This window comes from Janthinobacterium sp. 344, from assembly GCF_900112025.1.
Lineage (GTDB): Bacteria > Pseudomonadota > Gammaproteobacteria > Burkholderiales > Burkholderiaceae_D > Janthinobacterium.
Window position 1 is genome coordinate 1 of sequence record NZ_FOKL01000008.1, and the last position, 16,790, is coordinate 16,790.

The following is a 16,790-nucleotide window of genomic DNA, read 5'->3' on the forward strand; positions in this document are numbered from 1 at the left end:
CGCTTTTGCCTCAGCTACCGCTTTTGCCTCAGCTACCGCTTTTGCCTCAGCTACCGCTTTTGCCTCAGCTACCGCTTTTGCCTCAGCTACCGCTTCTTTTTTTGAAGCTAACTCACAATCACAATTGCTAGTTTCCCCCACCTCATTATGAACACTTGGGCTTACCGGACCTATTTCCGTAAGCTGATTAGACTCGGATTGATGGTCAGGACTGCATGCCGGTGGGGAAGCGACATTACAGCCCATAAAAACATAATAACACATTAAAAACAAAAATACAATACATATATAAAAATTCAACATCCCGCTAGAGATCGCATATTGTTCATCATTCGGACCAGCATTTCATATCAAATCGCCCACAAAAGAAAAACAAGCGACGATCCATTTTATTAAATAGCTGCATTTAAGCCGGATTACTTAAAGGGAGAGTGGACGTCAAAAATATCCATATCCTTTCGGCCAAATTAGCTTCCAGAAAATTTCTCATCGAACAATCCAGCGGCCGTGGGGTTTTCCTACGACCACTACGCCAAAGCATAAGAATATTTTTTCAACACTAGTCTTCGTCGTTACTCCTTGAAATTACCATGATAGCGTAGTCACGCTTATCCCTGAAAGTCAGATCGTCGCCTTTGACGTTGTTGATACTGGTTGGGCATAGTACCTCTTCCTGATTCGCAATGTGGTGAACAGTGAGCATGAAAATACCTGTCGAAACGTCACAGATTCTCGCAACCGCCAGTGCTGACGCCCCGCCAGCTGATTGAGAGTGCACACCTGTCAGCCCTAGCAAAAAACAAACTTGCCTTGACTCAATCATTTCATATTGTTAAGGTAACAGCAGATAAATTTACGGTCACACAGCAGGCTTTTATGGCGACGAACTGGGAGAGTATCTTTGATAATTTTGGCATCAAGGCAGTTAGCAAAACCGATAAGAGCCACCACGCCTATGTCCCCAACGCCGCACAGCGCCGGGCCATTCTGGCGGCCGGTATTCGTCCCGCGAAAAGCCGTCCGGCACCACCACTCAACATAACTGTCCTGCTGGACGACGCCCGTACCACTGTCGTCAGCGGCTATTACCATGCCATCCGATCCACGGATGCAAAACGCCAGCCTGAACCGCGCATGGGGCAAGCGTTTATTACGGCCTGGCTGGAAACAGGAGATGAAGTCTTAATTGGAAACATTGGCACCCAGCTGTTCACTCTTAAAGTGAGCGGCAACCTGACGGCCGATGAAAACCTCATCGTGAAGGTCGCACAAAGATGTACCCGCAAGACCATTATTGCCAGGGCTCAGGCTGCATCTGGCGTGCCAGAAAAACGAGCAACTACACGTATCGAATTCAGACGGAATCCATTTGTCGTTTTGGCGGCATTGGTACGCGCAGACAATCAGTGTGAATTACCGGACTGCCGCCATGAGCTATTCACAAGAGACGACGGGAGTTTTTACCTTGAGGTACATCATCTCGTCTCTCTGAGCGAAGGTGGAGACGACAGTCTGCTTAACGTTGCAGCACTTTGCCCTCATTGCCATCGGGAACTTCACTCCGGCGCAGAGCGAACAACCCTGCGGGCCACACTTCAGCATCACATCACCGGAAAATTATTTCCTTAGAGCAAACCAAAAAAGAGAATATGAAACAAGGATATCTGTCCCAATACTTCGAAGGAGTAGCAGTAAAACGTCTGAGCCGTGTCGAAGCAGACATCCTCACATCAAACCAGCACGAATTCAACGGGGTCGAGGGTTTACGCGCGCTCCTGGGGGAGCCAGACGGAAAGGTCAGGTATCTGGCAGATACCATTTACCTTAACGATGATGACGACAGCGCCACGACGGAAGAAAGTATTTTTACCTGGTATGACGCGCGCCAGAGAGCCCGGCTGCAGCGCGGGGTCAATCGCTGGGAATATCGCCTGTATTTCCCAACCACCAGAGCATCCGGCATGGCAGCAGCCGGTGATCTTCTTGTCATTGCAAAGCAGCAGAACGGTCGGTTGCTGGTGATTATTGCTGAGAAAGACTCTGGCATTGGCAGCCAGATCGAGTGGCTGTTTGGGACAGCTAATCTTGATCAATCCGGATTCTTCGTCAAATCTGAGCTGGATGAACAGCGCGACCGCATTGAGTTTACCTCACGCATCATTCTCGAGAGTATAGGCATCGCCGTAGAAACGACAGCGCCTGCCTACCTTGACATTATGCTGGAGAAATTCGGACCTAAATTCCCCACGACGCGTGAATTCTCCGCCTACGCGCGCTCAACCCTGCCCCACGTTGATCCAAAGAACTCTCCGGATGATGTGCTCATGGCGTGGATGGAGCAGGAGGAAATTCTCTTCCGCACGCTTGAGTCACATCTCATTGCAGCCCGGCTGGCATCCGGATTTGGCGACGCTGGCACAGGCATTGATGTAGAGGGCTTTATGAAGTTTTCTTTATCTGTGCAGAACAGGCGGAAAAGCCGCGTCGGCCTGGCATTTGAAAACCATCTTGAGGTTTTGTTCGCTGCTAACGGGGTACGCTTCACCCGTACTGCGGTGACCGAGAACAAAGCTAAACCAGACTTCCTGTTCCCGGGCGTCGCGGAATACAGCAATACTGACTTCGCCGCGGAGCAACTGACTATGCTCGGGGTCAAATCTACCTGCAAAGATCGCTGGCGCCAGGTACTGGCCGAAGCCGACCGTATTTCGCACAAGCACCTGATCACCCTGGAACCAGCAATATCGGGGCAACAAACAGACGAAATGGCCAGCAAAAATCTGCAGCTGGTAGTACCGCAACAACTGCATAACACATACAGCCAGAGCCAGCGTGAATGGCTGATGAATCTGTCCAGTTTCATAGCACTACTGCATCAGAGGCAACCCTAGGATCTATCTCATCAACAACGCGCTGATTTGTGCGAACGGCGGATATGCTGCAGCGTCTGAGCGGGAGCACTTCGCGCATCACATGAAAGGTCAAGTCTGTGCGTTGGGCGGCTGCCGCATGCCGGTTTACGAAGACTGAGCTTTTTTCGCCATCCGGGTAACGTGCCTGCCCTCAAAGTCAAAAGTGAGCTGCACCCGCACGCTGTCAGTGTACGAGCCGGAATCACTGCCGAAGGTCCATGTGAGGCCAGATACGTTGTCAGGCTTCAGGTCAAGCAAAACCACGTGCGTGTCCCGCTTTCTGGACAATGACGGACTCAGGACGTTCGCCAGGTCATCAATGGCGGCCCATTGCTTTTGCCCGCCGCGCTCTCTCGTCCAGTCCCATATAAAATAGTTGAATCCCACACCGCATTCATCGCAAAGCTGCAGTGTCCTGTAGTGAACCAGATCAAGGCCAAAGCAGCTCTTCCGGCTCCATTCCAGATTACGGGCTGAACGTTCGCGGGAAAAGATTTCCTGAGCCTCCTCAGACGACCTTGCGGACAAGAGACACTCAGCGATCTCAAATGCATCAGTTACCAGATCATGCGGACATGCTGTCTGACCGCCAAGGTGTGTCAACCGCCCGAGTGCAGGATTCTTTCTCTTAAATTCTACAACTACCGGATTCCCTGCCTCAGTAACTGCAATAATATCAACATCTCCGGGGCTGGGAAGCCCGAAATTCATGAGGCAGCGGGTTACGAACAGCAACTCCAGCTCATCAACGCTCATGTCCCCGAACCAATCGGCGTACTCCTGAAGCGCAAAGGCCCTTGAGCCCCGCGGCCCCAGACCCCGCCTTATTGCGGCCACAATCTCTGTCTCATACTTGCGGGCCAGCTCTGTTTTCTCCGGTATTCGGCCCCCTGGAGAAAACTCCATGATATCGACGCTTAATGCTCCTGCCTCCAACTGACCTGGCAAACGGACATCAATAATTTGAATGGAAAAATACCGATGCTCAGCCGGAAGGCTATCAATAAACTTTTGCGCAGTCGCCGAAAGCACCGGCCGAGACTTATACACCTTGAACCAGTGTCGCGTCTGGTCTTTCGAAGCGGCCTTTATGTAGAGCCAGCCAAACTCGGGAGATCCAAGTTTGTGCCTGCTTTCGAGCTGAAAAAATAAGCTGGTCGAAAAGCATATTTCAAACAATAATCCCGGAACGCGCTTTTTTGTTTTTCGTTCAAGGTCCAGAATTCCCTGGATCAATTCATGCTTTTCATTCATGCAGCAATTATCAGAACTATAAGTAAAACGGGTTACATTTCAAGGGTCAACTGCCCTTTCTCGCGATAATTTCTGGCTGACGGTCAGGTGGCTCAGTCAGCAGAGCCTGTCAATTCCGCATCGGTATTTCTCAGATCAGGGCGGTGCAACCTCGATATGAGATACACTCAGGAATTGACTTTCCGGCGCTGGGGAATTATCCCTTATCCATGCTTCGAGCTGGTCACCAAGAGCAACCGGGGCCTGCTTCAGTCGCCCCTTGAGGGCACACTCCCAGACAACCAGAACACGCCAGCCTCCCACGCGAAGCTGCTGCATTGCACGTAAATCCCGCTCAAGATTCTGCCCGATCTTCTCAGCCCAGAACTCCCTCCTTACCTGTGGGAGTTTAAACAGATAACAGCCATGTCCATGCCAGAAGCAACCATGCATGAACACAGCAACGCGATACTTAGGCAGCACAATATCCGGCTTGCCTGGCATATCTGCGACATGCAAACGAAAACGAAAGCCGCGGGAAAACAGCAGCTTTCGCAACATCATCTCCGGCACAGTGTTCTTACTGCGGATAGACCGCATATTTCTACTGCGGCGTTCCGGACTGTGAACATCGGTCATTTCAGGCTGCTAAACGGCCGCTCTTTAACTTCTCAGCAGCCACCTTCCCCTTGATGACCCTGTCTTTCATCAACATTGCCACTGCCCGGAATACCGGAACAACAACAGAATTTCCAAACTGCTTATAAGTCTGCATATCCGAAGCCGGCATACGGAAGGCAGATTCGCCAGGCGCATCATACCCCATCAGGCGGGCACATTCGCGCGGAGTAAGCCGGCGAGGACGATTTTTCTGATTTAACGGATGATTAAAATCAAGTTCAGGATCAAATCCACGATCGATCAGAATTTCAGATCCGTCTTTATAATATCGTGCGGACAAAGTGCGGGTAATGTCGTGCGGCCTGACCAGGCCATATCCGAAACCATTGCCCTTTGCCTTATGCTTAATAGAATAATTAAAGAGGTATTCCCACAGTTTCGGAGTCAGGACATATTTTTCATCATATTTAGCATCAAGTATGTCGCCTAAAGCCGGGCGCCTCTCTGGATAATGCCTGGCCACATCGCGCAGCGTAAAACCACTGTGAACATCGAGATCCCTGCGAAAACCAACCAGCACAATACGTTCACGATGCTGGGGAACAAAATGGCTGCCATCAATAATCTTCGGATCGTCAGTACCCATACTATCAGCGTCTGCAACCGAATAGCCCAGTTCATCAAGTGCCTTCATAATCACACGGAATGTATTTCCTTTATCATGGCTCTTTAAATTTTTGACGTTCTCCAGAACAAAGGCAACAGGTCGCTTGGCAGCGATAATACGCGCCACATCAAAAAACAATGTACCCTGCGTATCACACTCAAAACCATGCTTGCGGCCCAGCGAATTCTTCTTCGAAACACCGGCAATTGAAAAGGGCTGACACGGGAATCCCGCAAGAAGCACATCATGATCAGGAATTTCCAAATCAATATGACGATAAGCCTCACCTTCAGAAACATCCTCTTTATCACTGAGCGTAACTTCCCGGATATCAGCGTTAAACTTGTGGTAAGCTGGATCACTGTAGTGATTCGCCTTATAAGTCCTGACCGCATAGGGATTCCACTCACTGGTAAAAACACAGCGCCCGCCCGCATCTTCAAAGCCGCGCCGGATGCCACCGATGCCTGCGAAAAGATCGATAAAATCAAATTCTGCAGGTTTACGGCGTGATGGCGGCTGCGGCAACAGGCTGCGTAGCTGCAGGAACTCTGCCTCACTCAACGCCTGATCAGTCTTGCCGCTCATCAGAAGCTTGAGCGAATCTCTGGACCATGTCCCTGGAGAAATTTGGTTAAGCTCCTCAGCCACTCTTTTCAGGTCATAGCTTTCCAACACCTGCGACAGCAGCGCCAGATCTTCACTCTTGTGTTCCATGTGTTCTCTTCTCGGAAATCTGTATAACAACCAATCAAGCATTCTACCGATCGTGGCCTAAAAAGCCAACGAGGGAAAATTCCGCCGACAAGCGGACATTGTACTGTATATTAACCCAGTATCACACTACATACAGTCTACGGGCCAGCCTGGACTGCGGGATACCTGCTGCTAAGTCGCTTTGTAGCGCGGCTTGGCCAAGTCGATGCCATTGAAGAGAATAAAGCGGTCGCCCCGCCGGCGCAACAGACTAAATGTAGCCATCTCCGCACATCCATAACGATGAAGGCCTGGATACTATTACCATCGGGATATGATAACGCCGCCCGCGCCGACTCGACGTAGTCAACCTGCACTCCCGCCCGCGCGGTCGCCTCGGCGGCCGCAGTCGGTCAGGACTGCCGAAAACGGGCAGATTTGGATTGCAAAAAGCACCAAAGCAACTCGGTTGACGATACCGCCTCGCTTTGGAACCCCATATCTTTAGTACGCGCCTCCAATCGCCGGTAATTCGAGGGCCGCAAGGCGCACTCTCTGTTAAAGAAGTTAATCTTTAAGCGTACAACTAGCCGTCGGGCTGAAGATTTGTATGCAGGGGTGAGGCGCCAGCAGTCAGTCTTCCAACGAATCACGCAAGAGACGCCTATCGGAACAGCTGCATTCCCAAGAGAGCCAATGTAGAAGCGAAGCTCAGGACGCATACCGCGGTCAGCCACTTTGTTCGGGCCTGGAACGGAGCAAGCTGGAGTGCGAGTTGCTGCTGGACGATGGCTGTGACCAGTGCCTGCTGGGCTTCAGACATGGCTTGGTGCTGACGAGCGACTTCCTTGGCCGCCCCGTCGATCACGGCGGCGAGCGACTCGAAATGCGGCATGAGCCCCGGGTGCAAGGTATCGATCCGTTCGCATAGTTGGGTCCGCTGATGGTCGAGTTTTTGCGTCAGTCCGTTCAATTCCCGGTTGAGTTGGTCAGCCGCCGCGTGTTCCTGGTCGCGTATGATGCCCAGGTCGGTGTCAACCTTGGCAACGACCTGTGCGGCTGCCGCGAGATTGTCGCAGGTAGCACGCGTCTTGATGTCAATCTTCTCAAGCATCGTCGCCGTTTTTGCCAAACCTTCGTCGAGATGTGCCTGCCCCTGCTCGAGCCTTACGGCCACGCCGCCCAGTTCCTGACTCAGCTGATTGGCGACTGCCAGCTGTTGTGCACGCACTGCGCCGAGTCCATCCTCGACGCGGGTAAAGTCGCGTCCCATCTCGATAATGGTCGTACCTGCTGCATCAGCCTTCGTGTCCAGTTGCGCAAGCATGCCGTCAGCCCGCAGCAGAAATTCCTGCATAATCCCGTCGCGTTCCGCCTGACCCGCAGTGTGCCGGCCCAGATCTTCTTTCAACACGTCCATCCCGTCCCTGACTTCACCGAATCGGCGGTTCATGCGCGTGCCCTGCCCTTCCAGTGCGTCGATTAGCCCAGCCTCCACGGCTTGTGCCGCTTTCGCATTGGCCTGCTGGACGGCGTCAAGCTGCATCTTGAGCTCGCCGAGCGTCTTGTACAGCGGATCGAGCGGGTGTTTCATCACGCGTGTCAGGAGTTCCGCCATGGCCTGCTCCTGCTCCTTGATGCCGCGCTGGATTTCTTCGTGTTGTTTGTGTGCGTCGCGTTTCATGATTGGACCTTAGGAAAGCGTAATTTTTCTATGTTCTTCGGCGATGCCGTGTACCGACAGCAGGGTGAACAAAGCGTCGGCAGGGTCGGCGGCGGCCGCTATCCGCGCTTGCCTGCTTCGAAGTTCAACCAGGTATTCCTCGTCGAGCATCATGGCGAACTGTGCCGCAGTGTCAGCGTCTCTGTCGAGACGCGTCACCGCTTCACACATCTCGTCTTGTACCTTGATCCTCTGCATCTCGAGCTTTTTCAGGGTGGCACGCTGTCGCGTTGCAATCTGGTGCATGCCGACGCGTTCGCTGTCCGCATCTGCGGCTTGCGCCTCGAGTTCCGCGACACGGGTGGCGATCTGCTTGCGCCATAGCTTTTCAGCGAGCTTGGCCGCCTTTTCTGCAGCATCGCACATATCCTGCTTCAGCCGGGACTTGTCGGTGGTGAAGCTGTCCGACACGCTGGGATAATATTCGTCACTCCAGTAGTCACTCATGCGCGCGCGAAGAGCGGCGAACTCGTCTCCTGCAATGCTATTGACCTTGGCAATATGGGCACCCATGTCAGGACGGGAATGACCCCAGAATTTCCTGGCTTTCCCGCTGGACGGTACCTTCTCGAGGAACTGCTGGCGCAGCCATGACGTGAAATCATTGATTCGGCTGAACAAAGCACTGGTGTTCGTTGCGACGCCGCCCACCCGATCGACATGTTCGGCCGGATCGAAGGCGAGCGCCGACGGCAGTTCTTCCGCCGCCGCGTCACGAAGGTCAAGCACTGACTGTAATGCCTCGCACTGCTGGGCAGCTTTGCGCTCGCTCTCGGCGGCCTGCAGGGCAACCGCTTCGGCCTTTGCAGCGCGCTCGGCAAGTTCGGCCAGTTCCATTTTGCCCGATGCAATGCAGGCAGCCCGCTTGCGCTTGGCTACAAAGTTCACATCGAGCGCATTGCGAAATCGCGCCGCTTCGTTGGCTGAAGCACGAATATCCTGGTGCAGCTGCGCCTTCAATGCCTCGACCACGGGCAGTACTCGAGCGGCAAACCGACTGTCGTTGCTCAGCATGGTTTGCCATGACTGGCCAAATTCGAGGGGAAAAAAACGCTCCGGTTTCGCTGCTTCGGGCGCCAGCGGGCGCTTGAAAGTCCCGATCTGCGCGAGCAGGCGCTCGCGGACATGTTCAGGGCTCAGTTTTCCCGGGTGATCGCGCGCGAAGTCGCGCACCGTATCTGGAGTGAACGAAAACGTGGTGACAATGCGAAAGCGGTTTGGAACAAACTGCCAGTCCTCAATGCCAGGGAGCGTCAGCGCCTCGGGATCGAGGAAGGTCAAATCGTCGCCACGACCTACGAGCAGGATGAGGTCAGCATGCGGCACATAGCGTTTCGCCATACGCGAGACGTGTTCCTGTTCTACCGGGTCCGCCGGACTGTCGCCGGGCAAGTCCAGCATCCGGGTGCCGATGCCGCCATGCGAACACCCGGCAAAACAGTCCTCCGGAATCGATACCACGATCGGCCATTCTGCCGGCAAGTGCCGTTTGCTCATCTTCAGGCGCAGCTCTCCCAGCACTGCGCACATCTCCTCGTCCGTGGCGATGTGCCGCTTTCCGGCACCGTCATCGAGATACCAGTCGCGATCGGGCGAACGGCGATATTCCATCGTGGTGGCGGTGGCCGATTTGCCCTGTTCGCGGCCTCCGCGCAACACCTTGCCGACGCGTACCTGTGCCGGCGCGTCCAATCCCATCAGTTCAAGAAGCAGAGTAGTCTTGCCCACTTGGGTCCTGCCGAAGACCACGACGTAGGGCTCTTCGTCTACCGCGCCGTTCGTCAGGTGCGCGCCCACGTCCGGGCTCAGCTGTGCAATGAAACGGCGGTAGGCGCGGTAGGCCCATTCAAGCTTGTCGGCCTCCAGGCCCGTCCACAGCGGCGCCGGTGCAGGAAAACCTGCGGTCATGCCGCAACTTGCTCGAAGAGCACCAGCGTCTGGCCCGAACCGGACAATTGCGACAATAGATCGCGCTGCAATATGCGCACGTCTGCAAGGGCCTTGGCCAGACGGTCCTGCTCCATCAGGCGCTGGTCGAGGCCGTAGCGACGACGCAGGCCCTGCTTAAGGTGGGTGCGCACTGTGGCCATCAACTCGTCGTAACGCGCGCCGAAATGGACCAGGTGATGGTCGCGCGTGTTCTGCAGCATGTTGTTGGCCAGCGCGCTCACCTGCCCGTCGTAACGCTTCACCTCCTGCACCGCGTTGTGCGCAACAAAGCCGATTGCGATGACCGCCGCCACCGCGCCGCCCACAGTCAGGGCAGCCCCCCCGCCGCCCATGCCCAGCGCCGCCAGTAGGTCATTGATGATGTCCGCATGTCCATCGGTGACGACATCCACCGCCATGACTGCGGCGATACCCTTCAGGATGCCACGCGACGAGTCGGAAAAATCGGAAAACTGCTTATTTACGCTCTCGACCGATTTGCCGAGGTCGGCCTGGGGCATCTTGTCGAGCGTGGCTCCGCTGACTTGCACGAGTTGCGGCAAGACGGAAGCGATCCTCGTGTATTCCAGTACCATCACGGGCAATAGTGCCGCCGCTTTCTCAAGCTCGCGGGTAGTCGGGCCCGAACTGACTTCTCCAGCGCGGCTTTGCATCAGGGCGCGCAGGTTCGATTGCACTTTTTCATTCGTGAACGGGGCCGGTACCGCATGATTCTTGTCGTCCAGATAGCCAAGGCGCTGCAGCGGCGATGTCGATGGCAGCATTACGCCTTGGGGAAGTTCCGGCCCAGCCGCCTTCGCGGTAAGCTTGCCGAGACCTTCGGTGTACTGCTCAAGCACCGAGCCCACCGAGCCCCAGGCACCGAGCACGTTGTTTTCGAGCCTGCTCTGGGTTTCGGTGACGGTGTCGAATGTATTCACAATCTTGTTCATAATTCCTTCGTGGTCGCGTACGAGGCGACCACGCATGTCATTCCATGCCTTGCCGTAATGAGCCCCAGACAGGTTTTTGACCATCTCCTGGTGCTGGACGCGCAGGGTGGCGCAGGCCTCGTCGAACACGTCCAGGCAGCTTTTCAGCGTTTCCTGACCTCCGTCATCCCCCCCGCGGTGACGGAAAAACAAGGTCGCATGCGTACGTATTTCTTTCAGCGCACCCGTGAGGTCCTCGGACAGCGTCTGCTCCAGCCTGGCCAGCTGAACTTGACGCGACGCAGTACCGGCAACGGACATGTCGCGCAGGGCAGCGGTAAATGCGGGAAGCCAGCGCGGAAGGCACTCGGGGACAGTACCAGCGCAAAATATCTGTCGCGCAGCATCCTCTCCATTCAGCGCGAATCCTGTGACTGCCGTCTGGCGCAGTTCTTCCAGGCGCACTTCGTCGTTACCAAACGACTCGGTCTTGGCGATCACGACCAGTGGCCGTACGGTGCGCAGCTCATTGGCCAGCATGTCCTTGACGACCTCCTGTTGCACCTGGCTGGCCAGGCGCGTTGCGTCAGTAACGATAACGCAACCGGCTGCCCCCAGCAGGGCCTGGCGCATCAAGTCCTGCCAAGGGCCGTTGCTGGTCGTACGCTTCTCGTAGCCCGGCAGAAGCAGCAGCGCCTGCCCGTCATTCTGGAAGTAGCGCCGCGGTACGCGTAGCACGGGCAGCAGTACCTCCGGCAATCCTCCCCGACAAGCTTTGGCGAAGTCCGGAGCCTTCAGCTCCTTCTCCCCCATTGAGAAATGGCGTGAACCATCGGTGGCGGGTACCAGCACCAACGCGTAGCCCTGGGGTGCGTCGTGTGTGCTGCTTTCCTCGACCAGTACTGGTAGTGTCTCGCCCTGCCCCTCGTTTGGAGGCAGCCAGGGATTGTCGTTGCTCAGGTCGTACAAGGTGCGGACCAGGGTAGTCTTACCGGCGCTCTGAGTACCGCCGATCGCAATCAGCCAGCGATCATTCATTACTTCCGCGAGGGTCAGGCGACGCATGACGGGCAGCAGTTGGGCGTCGATGTCGGCGTTGTCCAGTACGCTGGCGGCGCCGCGCAGCTCGCGCATTGCCTGGTTGATTTCAGAAAGGAGCAGTTCAGGGGTTTGCAAGATCATGTTGAGGCCAATTGTGGATGGATAAGATGGCGTGTAAGCTCCCCACAGATCGGGCACGTCCGCGAGCTGTCGGCTATTGGCCAATGGACCAATTTCGCTAGTCGGGCTAAGCGGTCGTGCCGCTGTTAAGGTCGTTTAATTCTCGCTCAGGTGCAATGGTGGCAAAGAGTTGAAGATTTCACCACAGCAATTATATTCCAATGAGTATGCGTGAATTCTCACCAAATATGCGTTTGATCAATTTAAATACTGGTTTGTACGCGTCGGACACGGTTCTTCTTGGCTCGCGGTTGCGCTTTCGATTCCGCGCAACCACCAGCGATATGATTATCATGGAATCACACCTGACAGGCTGGGAACTCGACCTTCCAGGGTCTATCTGACTGATGTTAGGCAAGCCACAATATAATTGGTGCTACCAGCACGGTAGTAAAGAAGTTATGGCCGCGTTTATCGTAACGCGTTGCGATAGCGCGGAAGTTGTTTAACCGGTTGATCGCACACTCGACGTTGCCGCCCTTGTCCGAAGGGATCAGAACGCGTCCCATGCCGATGTGGCAATGGCTTGTCAGTTTCCACGCCTGCGCCCACCGGCGGATAGCCAGTCGATCAGGTTAGCAATGCCTTTATCCCTAACCAGCGCCGTCAGATTCTTGCACCGCAGTCACCCACTTTTTTCTACCGAACGACTTACGCACGATCGGGACACGCGCCAGTCCAGCGCCCACAGCGTTCCGTATGGCTGAATCATCGTGCCGCTATACGAGCTCGAAATACTGGCATATCTCTCTCCATCAACGAAATGCTACAGCTATATTTTTTCCACTACGCTTTGCCCGCGGCCAGTTGGTGCCCGTATGAATACACGTTCTTGCTTCCGTTGCCGACCCCATCGCAAGGTTCAGGCACTCCTATTCTGGCGCGGCCGGTTTTTTTGAGGTAAAAATACCAGCGTTCGTATACCAGTCCGCGGCACAAGGCACATGTACCAGGAATGTACGGCCCCGGCTACTTACAGGACGAGCTCCAGGATGGACTGAGCAATGCCTTTTTGACAGGTAAATGCATCGCGCGTAGCGGTACGGCCGAGCCGGGTTTCGATGTGGCCGATGACTTCCTCTAAGGGCATCGCCAGGGAAATCTGCGGCACCAGCACCACGTAACCCGTTTTCTTCAAGTTGGATTGCACGGCCAAGCGAGCCAATGCGCCACCGGCTCGCTGTGCATAACGTTGCGGATCGCACACATCAATACCAAGGAACCGCTGTCCCTCGACCAGCAGCACCTGTAGCGCGACGATGTCGCGCCAAGGTATAGGTCCAACTGCAATCGAGGATGCGTTATCGACAATACCGGTGTCGCCGATCACCATGGAAGGTCTGGAATTGAGCGCCTTCTTACCCCAGAAATAGGTGCACAGGCCGAAAAACAGAAAACCCGCCACAAGCCCCGCTTGCTTAAACAAGCCGAGGTCAGCGAAAAAAAATAATCCCAAAGAGCAAGTAGTGAACAAGGCGGACCCGGCGGTCAAGTACACAATAGTTGACTTTTTAGGGTAGATCAGCAAGTCCATCGTAGGTTCCGGTCGAATTTGGTTGGTTTGAAATGCGCGACTGGTCGGGCTGTGTCTGGTGAATCAAGGAGCTATTTCACATAGTACTTCTCCAGCATACAATAATAGAATATCGTCACTCCCTATAACAACATTCATTATCTTTAAGGCCGTTTTTTGCCCGTCAATCAAGGATTGTAAAATGGAAATATTGCAAGCCTATTGCGTCGAATTGGACGACACAGTCGATATTTATGAAGCTCAGAGTGCCTATTTCGATAACCCACCGAGCAGTCGAAAACGATTTACATTCCGCTGCTCCGATGAGGAATGCCGCCGCCTCAAAAATCCATTAGTTTCTGGCGTCAACTACCACCGGCTTGCAGAGGAAACGGAAAAGTACCGCCAGCCACACTTTCGTGCTCCTAAGGCAAACGCACACTTAGAAACTTGCATTTGGTCTGAGGAAAAAACTGGCCTGTCTCTAGCAGAGCCAACAACGGACGAGTCTCAGCAACGCGTTGCACGTGCCAAGAAAACTAATGTCGTAGACATATTCCGGCCCGCCGAGTCCGACACATTGCGGGGGAGTCCAGAACAACGGAAGTCTGGAACTAACATTCTTACACCTGTACCAACTGCCGCAGATCAAGCTACGCAAAAGGAACGTAATAGAATCAGCGATGGCTACAGCAGCACGTCTCGGTTGGAGCGATTCGTCGACTGCTGGCTGCAATTTAACGCTGATCAATTAAAGGTTCAGCAGGTAGCAATTTCAGGAAAAACATTGAGCTATCGTCAAGCTGTGACTAACCCGGCCTGGATCACAGAAGAACAAAACGGTCACCGGATTCTGTATGGTGCCGCCCGTATCAGCCTGTGGCCACCAGCCAAGCCAACTAGACTTTACCTTAATTTTCTTGATGATTGCGACCAACTCCCCGAGCATCTAGGCAACCAGTCGCTTGATATTGAGCTCCCATTGGCACGTATAAATCAGCACCGCGGTGGGGCCGTCATGCTGCACAAGCTCACTCAGGCGCAACAGCCAGATTACTATCTCAAGGTATATTGCTGGGGTATGATCAAAGCTAAAGATAAGCGTCCAGGCTACAGGATTGAAATCGCGTCGCTCAACAACTTGGTACTCAAACCTGTCGCGAAAAAAACCAGTACCACAAAACCTACACTTACTGACAGCCCATAATAACCTGCCAATTTTTTGATGCACAGCCATACGCAAACACCCCTGGTATGAAAGCTGTGTAAATGTGACTTATCAATGAAAACGTCATCAGTGCACGAGAAAATTCCCATCCTGACACTTTTTTCATAATCCAAGAGTATAAATCCAAGATATCAGCCACCGTGTACAACCAAATCTTCTTCACCAACGTCCTGCGCGTGCTCGACGAACTGGGCATCTCCAAGAACGAACTGTCCGACCGTGCGGGCATGTCGGTATCGTTCCTGTCCGACCTGACCAACGGCAAGGCCAATCCCTCGCTCAAGATCATGGAGTCGATTGCGAGGGCTCTTGACGTCGCTCTCCCCGCCCTGTTGGAAATTACCGACCTTGACCAGGAGTCGCTGGACATGCTTGCCGGCGGCAAGGCGCCGAGCAGCCTGCCTCCCGGCTACGTGCGCGTGGCAGCCGTGCTCACGGAATACCAGGCATTCCAGGTGCGCCAGTGGAATGATGCGAACCGCAAGCATATCACTGGCGCCAAACCGGAAGACGGCTGATGCCAGGTAGCGCCCAAGGCGCAAAATGCGCCGGAAATCCATATCCTGCGTGAAATAGTCAAGCAATACGCGCACTAAACACCGAACTCATCAAGAAATTTGCCGATAGGGTTTGCGCTAGGTCTAATTCAGCCGTTTTTTTACGATATATCCTTTGCATATGCGGCATGGCATAAATGCAACAGGGGTGTACCGATCATGGCTGAAACCGAAGACTTTTCCACGCTGAAGGACCGGGCCCGGCGCAAGCTGGAACGCGACATGGGCCCCCTCCTGATGGCCGCGCTGAACGATCCGCGCACGGTGGAAGTCATGCTCAATGCCGATGGCAGGCTGTGGCAGGAGCGGCTCGGCGAACGGATGCAGTGCATCGGCACCCTGCGCGCGGCGCAGGCCGAAGCCATCGTCAAGACCGTCGCGGGCTACCATGGCAAGGAAGTCACGCGCGGCAAGCCCCTTCTGGAAGGCGAACTGCCGCTCGATGGCTCTCGCTTTGCAGGCCAGTTGCCGCCCGTCGTCCCCTCGCCCACCTTTGCCATCCGCAAGAAGGCCGTGGCAATCTACACGCTGGACGAGTATGCCGCTACCGGCACCATGACCGCGCACCATTGCGACGTCCTGCGGCAGGCGGTGGCCGGCCACCGCAACATTCTCGTCACGGGCGGCACCGGCTCCGGCAAGACCACGCTGGTCAACGCCATCATCAACGAAATGGTGGCCTGCGATCCCGGCGAACGCGTCTTCATCATCGAAGACACGGGGGAAATCCAGTGCGCCGCCGAGAACTTCGTGCAGTACCACACCTCCTTCGACGTCTCCATGACGGCCCTGCTGAAGGCCGCCCTGCGCATGCGTCCAGACCGCATCCTGGTCGGCGAGGTGCGCGGCCCCGAGGCGCTGGACCTGCTCGACGCCTGGAATACAGGCCACGAGGGCGGCGCCGCCACCCTGCACGCGAACAATCCGGCGGCAGGCTTGGTGCGCCTGAAGTCCCTCATCACCCGCAACGCATCGGCCCCGGCCGACATTGAGCCACTCATCGGCGAGGTGGTCCACATGGTCGTGCATATCGCCCGTACCCCCGCTGGCCGCCGCGTGCAGGAAATCCTCGAGGTTTCCGGCTACGCGGACGGCCGCTATCTCACCCACCTACCCTGAGGAGCTCCCGATGCCTACATTCCCGCCTGGCCCGCCGGGCCACATGCACGCCAAGGCGCAGGTCTGGCTGTGCGCTGCCGTGATTATCCTGCTGTTCCTGTCCCTGCCGTACCAGGCCCACGCCGCGGCCGGTACCGGCGGCTCGCTGCCCTATGAGAGCTGGCTGGAAAACCTGCGCAACTCCGTCACCGGCCCCGTGGCGTTCGCGCTGTCCATCATCGGCATCGTCATCGCCGGCGGCGTGCTCATTTTCGGCGGCGACCTGAATGGTTTCTTCCGTACCCTGATCTTCATCGTGCTGGTAATGGCGCTGCTGGTGGGTGCGCAAAACGTGATGAGCACCTTCTTCGGGCGCGGCGCAGAAATCGCGGCGGCAGGCGAGGCGCTGTGCGGCGGCATCCGCCATGCCATTCTTTGCACCGGCACGCGGATGGCATAG

At 55.2% G+C, this 16,790-nt stretch carries 14 protein-coding genes and 1 pseudogene; 6 read left to right on the forward strand and 9 right to left on the reverse strand.

All coding sequences use genetic code 11. From position 1 onward, the window contains the following. Window positions 1–303, reverse strand: a 303-nt coding sequence (locus tag BM193_RS28990) for a hypothetical protein (protein ID WP_217638507.1), incomplete at its 3' end; no start/stop codon positions are given. 441 nt (window positions 304–744) lie between these two features. On the opposite strand from BM193_RS28990, the gene BM193_RS20365 reads away from it, so the two are divergent. Together BM193_RS20365 and BM193_RS20370 are read left to right on the forward strand one after the other, a co-directional pair. Continuing rightward, window positions 745–1,629 (forward strand): HNH endonuclease, encoded by an 885-nt coding sequence (locus BM193_RS20365; protein WP_254786337.1) that lies wholly within the window; start codon window positions 745–747, stop codon window positions 1,627–1,629. 20 nt (window positions 1,630–1,649) lie between these two features. Next, window positions 1,650–2,891: a type II restriction endonuclease gene (locus BM193_RS20370; RefSeq protein WP_092800463.1), complete on the forward strand. Its 1,242-nt coding sequence runs from the start codon at window positions 1,650–1,652 to the stop codon at window positions 2,889–2,891. 126 nt (window positions 2,892–3,017) lie between these two features. Here BM193_RS20370 and BM193_RS20375 read toward each other — a convergent pair whose 3' ends face one another. The 8 genes and pseudogenes from BM193_RS20375 to BM193_RS20405 form a co-directional block, all read right to left on the reverse strand. Then, window positions 3,018–4,166, reverse strand: a complete 1,149-nt coding sequence (locus BM193_RS20375) for a hypothetical protein (RefSeq protein WP_139176269.1) — start codon at window positions 4,164–4,166, stop codon at window positions 3,018–3,020. Window positions 4,167–4,301: 135 nt separating this feature from the next. Then, the gene (locus BM193_RS20380; RefSeq protein ID WP_092800457.1) at window positions 4,302–4,784 is read right to left on the reverse strand and encodes a very short patch repair endonuclease; all 483 of its coding nucleotides are present in this window, start codon (window positions 4,782–4,784) and stop codon (window positions 4,302–4,304) included. Window position 4,785: 1 nt separating this feature from the next. Continuing rightward, the gene (gene dcm, locus BM193_RS20385) at window positions 4,786–6,150 is read right to left on the reverse strand and encodes a DNA (cytosine-5-)-methyltransferase (RefSeq protein WP_092800454.1); all 1,365 of its coding nucleotides are present in this window, start codon (window positions 6,148–6,150) and stop codon (window positions 4,786–4,788) included. 643 nt (window positions 6,151–6,793) lie between these two features. After that, window positions 6,794–7,813, reverse strand: a complete 1,020-nt coding sequence (locus tag BM193_RS20390; RefSeq protein WP_092800452.1) for a hypothetical protein — start codon at window positions 7,811–7,813, stop codon at window positions 6,794–6,796. 9 nt (window positions 7,814–7,822) lie between these two features. Next, on the reverse strand, window positions 7,823–9,760 hold the full coding sequence (locus BM193_RS20395; protein ID WP_092800449.1) for a tRNA 2-selenouridine(34) synthase MnmH: 1,938 nt from the start codon (window positions 9,758–9,760) through the stop codon (window positions 7,823–7,825). Next, complete coding sequence (locus BM193_RS20400) at window positions 9,757–11,895, reverse strand: hypothetical protein (protein WP_092800446.1); 2,139 nt, start codon at window positions 11,893–11,895, stop codon at window positions 9,757–9,759. Before BM193_RS20400 ends, BM193_RS20395 begins: the two co-directional genes overlap by 4 nt. Window positions 11,896–12,284: 389 nt before the next feature. Beyond that, a pseudogene (locus tag BM193_RS29150) lies at window positions 12,285–12,404 on the reverse strand (IS5/IS1182 family transposase); the annotation flags it as partial. Between the two features lie 503 nt (window positions 12,405–12,907). Further along, entirely contained in the window at window positions 12,908–13,468 is a 561-nt protein-coding gene (locus BM193_RS20405; RefSeq protein WP_092800443.1) for an STM3941 family protein, read from the reverse strand. A gap of 181 nt (window positions 13,469–13,649) precedes the next feature. Here BM193_RS20405 and BM193_RS28495 point away from each other — a divergent pair, with 181 nt between their 5' ends. From BM193_RS28495 to trbC, 4 genes are all read left to right on the forward strand, one after another. Next, window positions 13,650–14,654: a hypothetical protein gene (locus BM193_RS28495; RefSeq protein WP_139176268.1), complete on the forward strand. Its 1,005-nt coding sequence runs from the start codon at window positions 13,650–13,652 to the stop codon at window positions 14,652–14,654. Window positions 14,655–14,815: 161 nt separating this feature from the next. Then, window positions 14,816–15,193, forward strand: coding sequence for a transcriptional regulator (locus BM193_RS20410; protein ID WP_092800440.1), 378 nt, complete (start codon window positions 14,816–14,818; stop codon window positions 15,191–15,193). Between the two features lie 198 nt (window positions 15,194–15,391). Further along, the gene (gene trbB / locus BM193_RS20415) at window positions 15,392–16,351 is read left to right on the forward strand and encodes a P-type conjugative transfer ATPase TrbB (RefSeq protein WP_092800437.1); all 960 of its coding nucleotides are present in this window, start codon (window positions 15,392–15,394) and stop codon (window positions 16,349–16,351) included. 43 nt (window positions 16,352–16,394) lie between these two features. Beyond that, complete coding sequence (gene trbC, locus BM193_RS20420) at window positions 16,395–16,790, forward strand: conjugal transfer system pilin TrbC (protein ID WP_092800434.1); 396 nt, start codon at window positions 16,395–16,397, stop codon at window positions 16,788–16,790.

Bases quoted from the DNA above. Each gene is read 5' to 3' on its own strand.
- BM193_RS20370 (WP_092800463.1), top strand. From the start codon at position 1,650: ATGAAACAAGGATATCTGTCCCAATACTTCGAAGGAGTAGCAGTAAAA.
- BM193_RS20375 (WP_139176269.1), bottom strand. From the start codon at position 4,166: ATGAATGAAAAGCATGAATTGATCCAGGGAATTCTGGACCTTGAACGA.
- BM193_RS20380 (WP_092800457.1), bottom strand. From the start codon at position 4,784: ATGACCGATGTTCACAGTCCGGAACGCCGCAGTAGAAATATGCGGTCT.
- dcm (WP_092800454.1), bottom strand. From the start codon at position 6,150: ATGGAACACAAGAGTGAAGATCTGGCGCTGCTGTCGCAGGTGTTGGAA.
- BM193_RS20390 (WP_092800452.1), bottom strand. From the start codon at position 7,813: ATGAAACGCGACGCACACAAACAACACGAAGAAATCCAGCGCGGCATC.
- BM193_RS20395 (WP_092800449.1), bottom strand. From the start codon at position 9,760: ATGACCGCAGGTTTTCCTGCACCGGCGCCGCTGTGGACGGGCCTGGAG.
- BM193_RS20400 (WP_092800446.1), bottom strand. From the start codon at position 11,895: ATGATCTTGCAAACCCCTGAACTGCTCCTTTCTGAAATCAACCAGGCA.
- BM193_RS20405 (WP_092800443.1), bottom strand. From the start codon at position 13,468: ATGGACTTGCTGATCTACCCTAAAAAGTCAACTATTGTGTACTTGACC.
- BM193_RS28495 (WP_139176268.1), top strand. From the start codon at position 13,650: ATGGAAATATTGCAAGCCTATTGCGTCGAATTGGACGACACAGTCGAT.
- trbB (WP_092800437.1), top strand. From the start codon at position 15,392: ATGGCTGAAACCGAAGACTTTTCCACGCTGAAGGACCGGGCCCGGCGC.
- trbC (WP_092800434.1), top strand. From the start codon at position 16,395: ATGCACGCCAAGGCGCAGGTCTGGCTGTGCGCTGCCGTGATTATCCTG.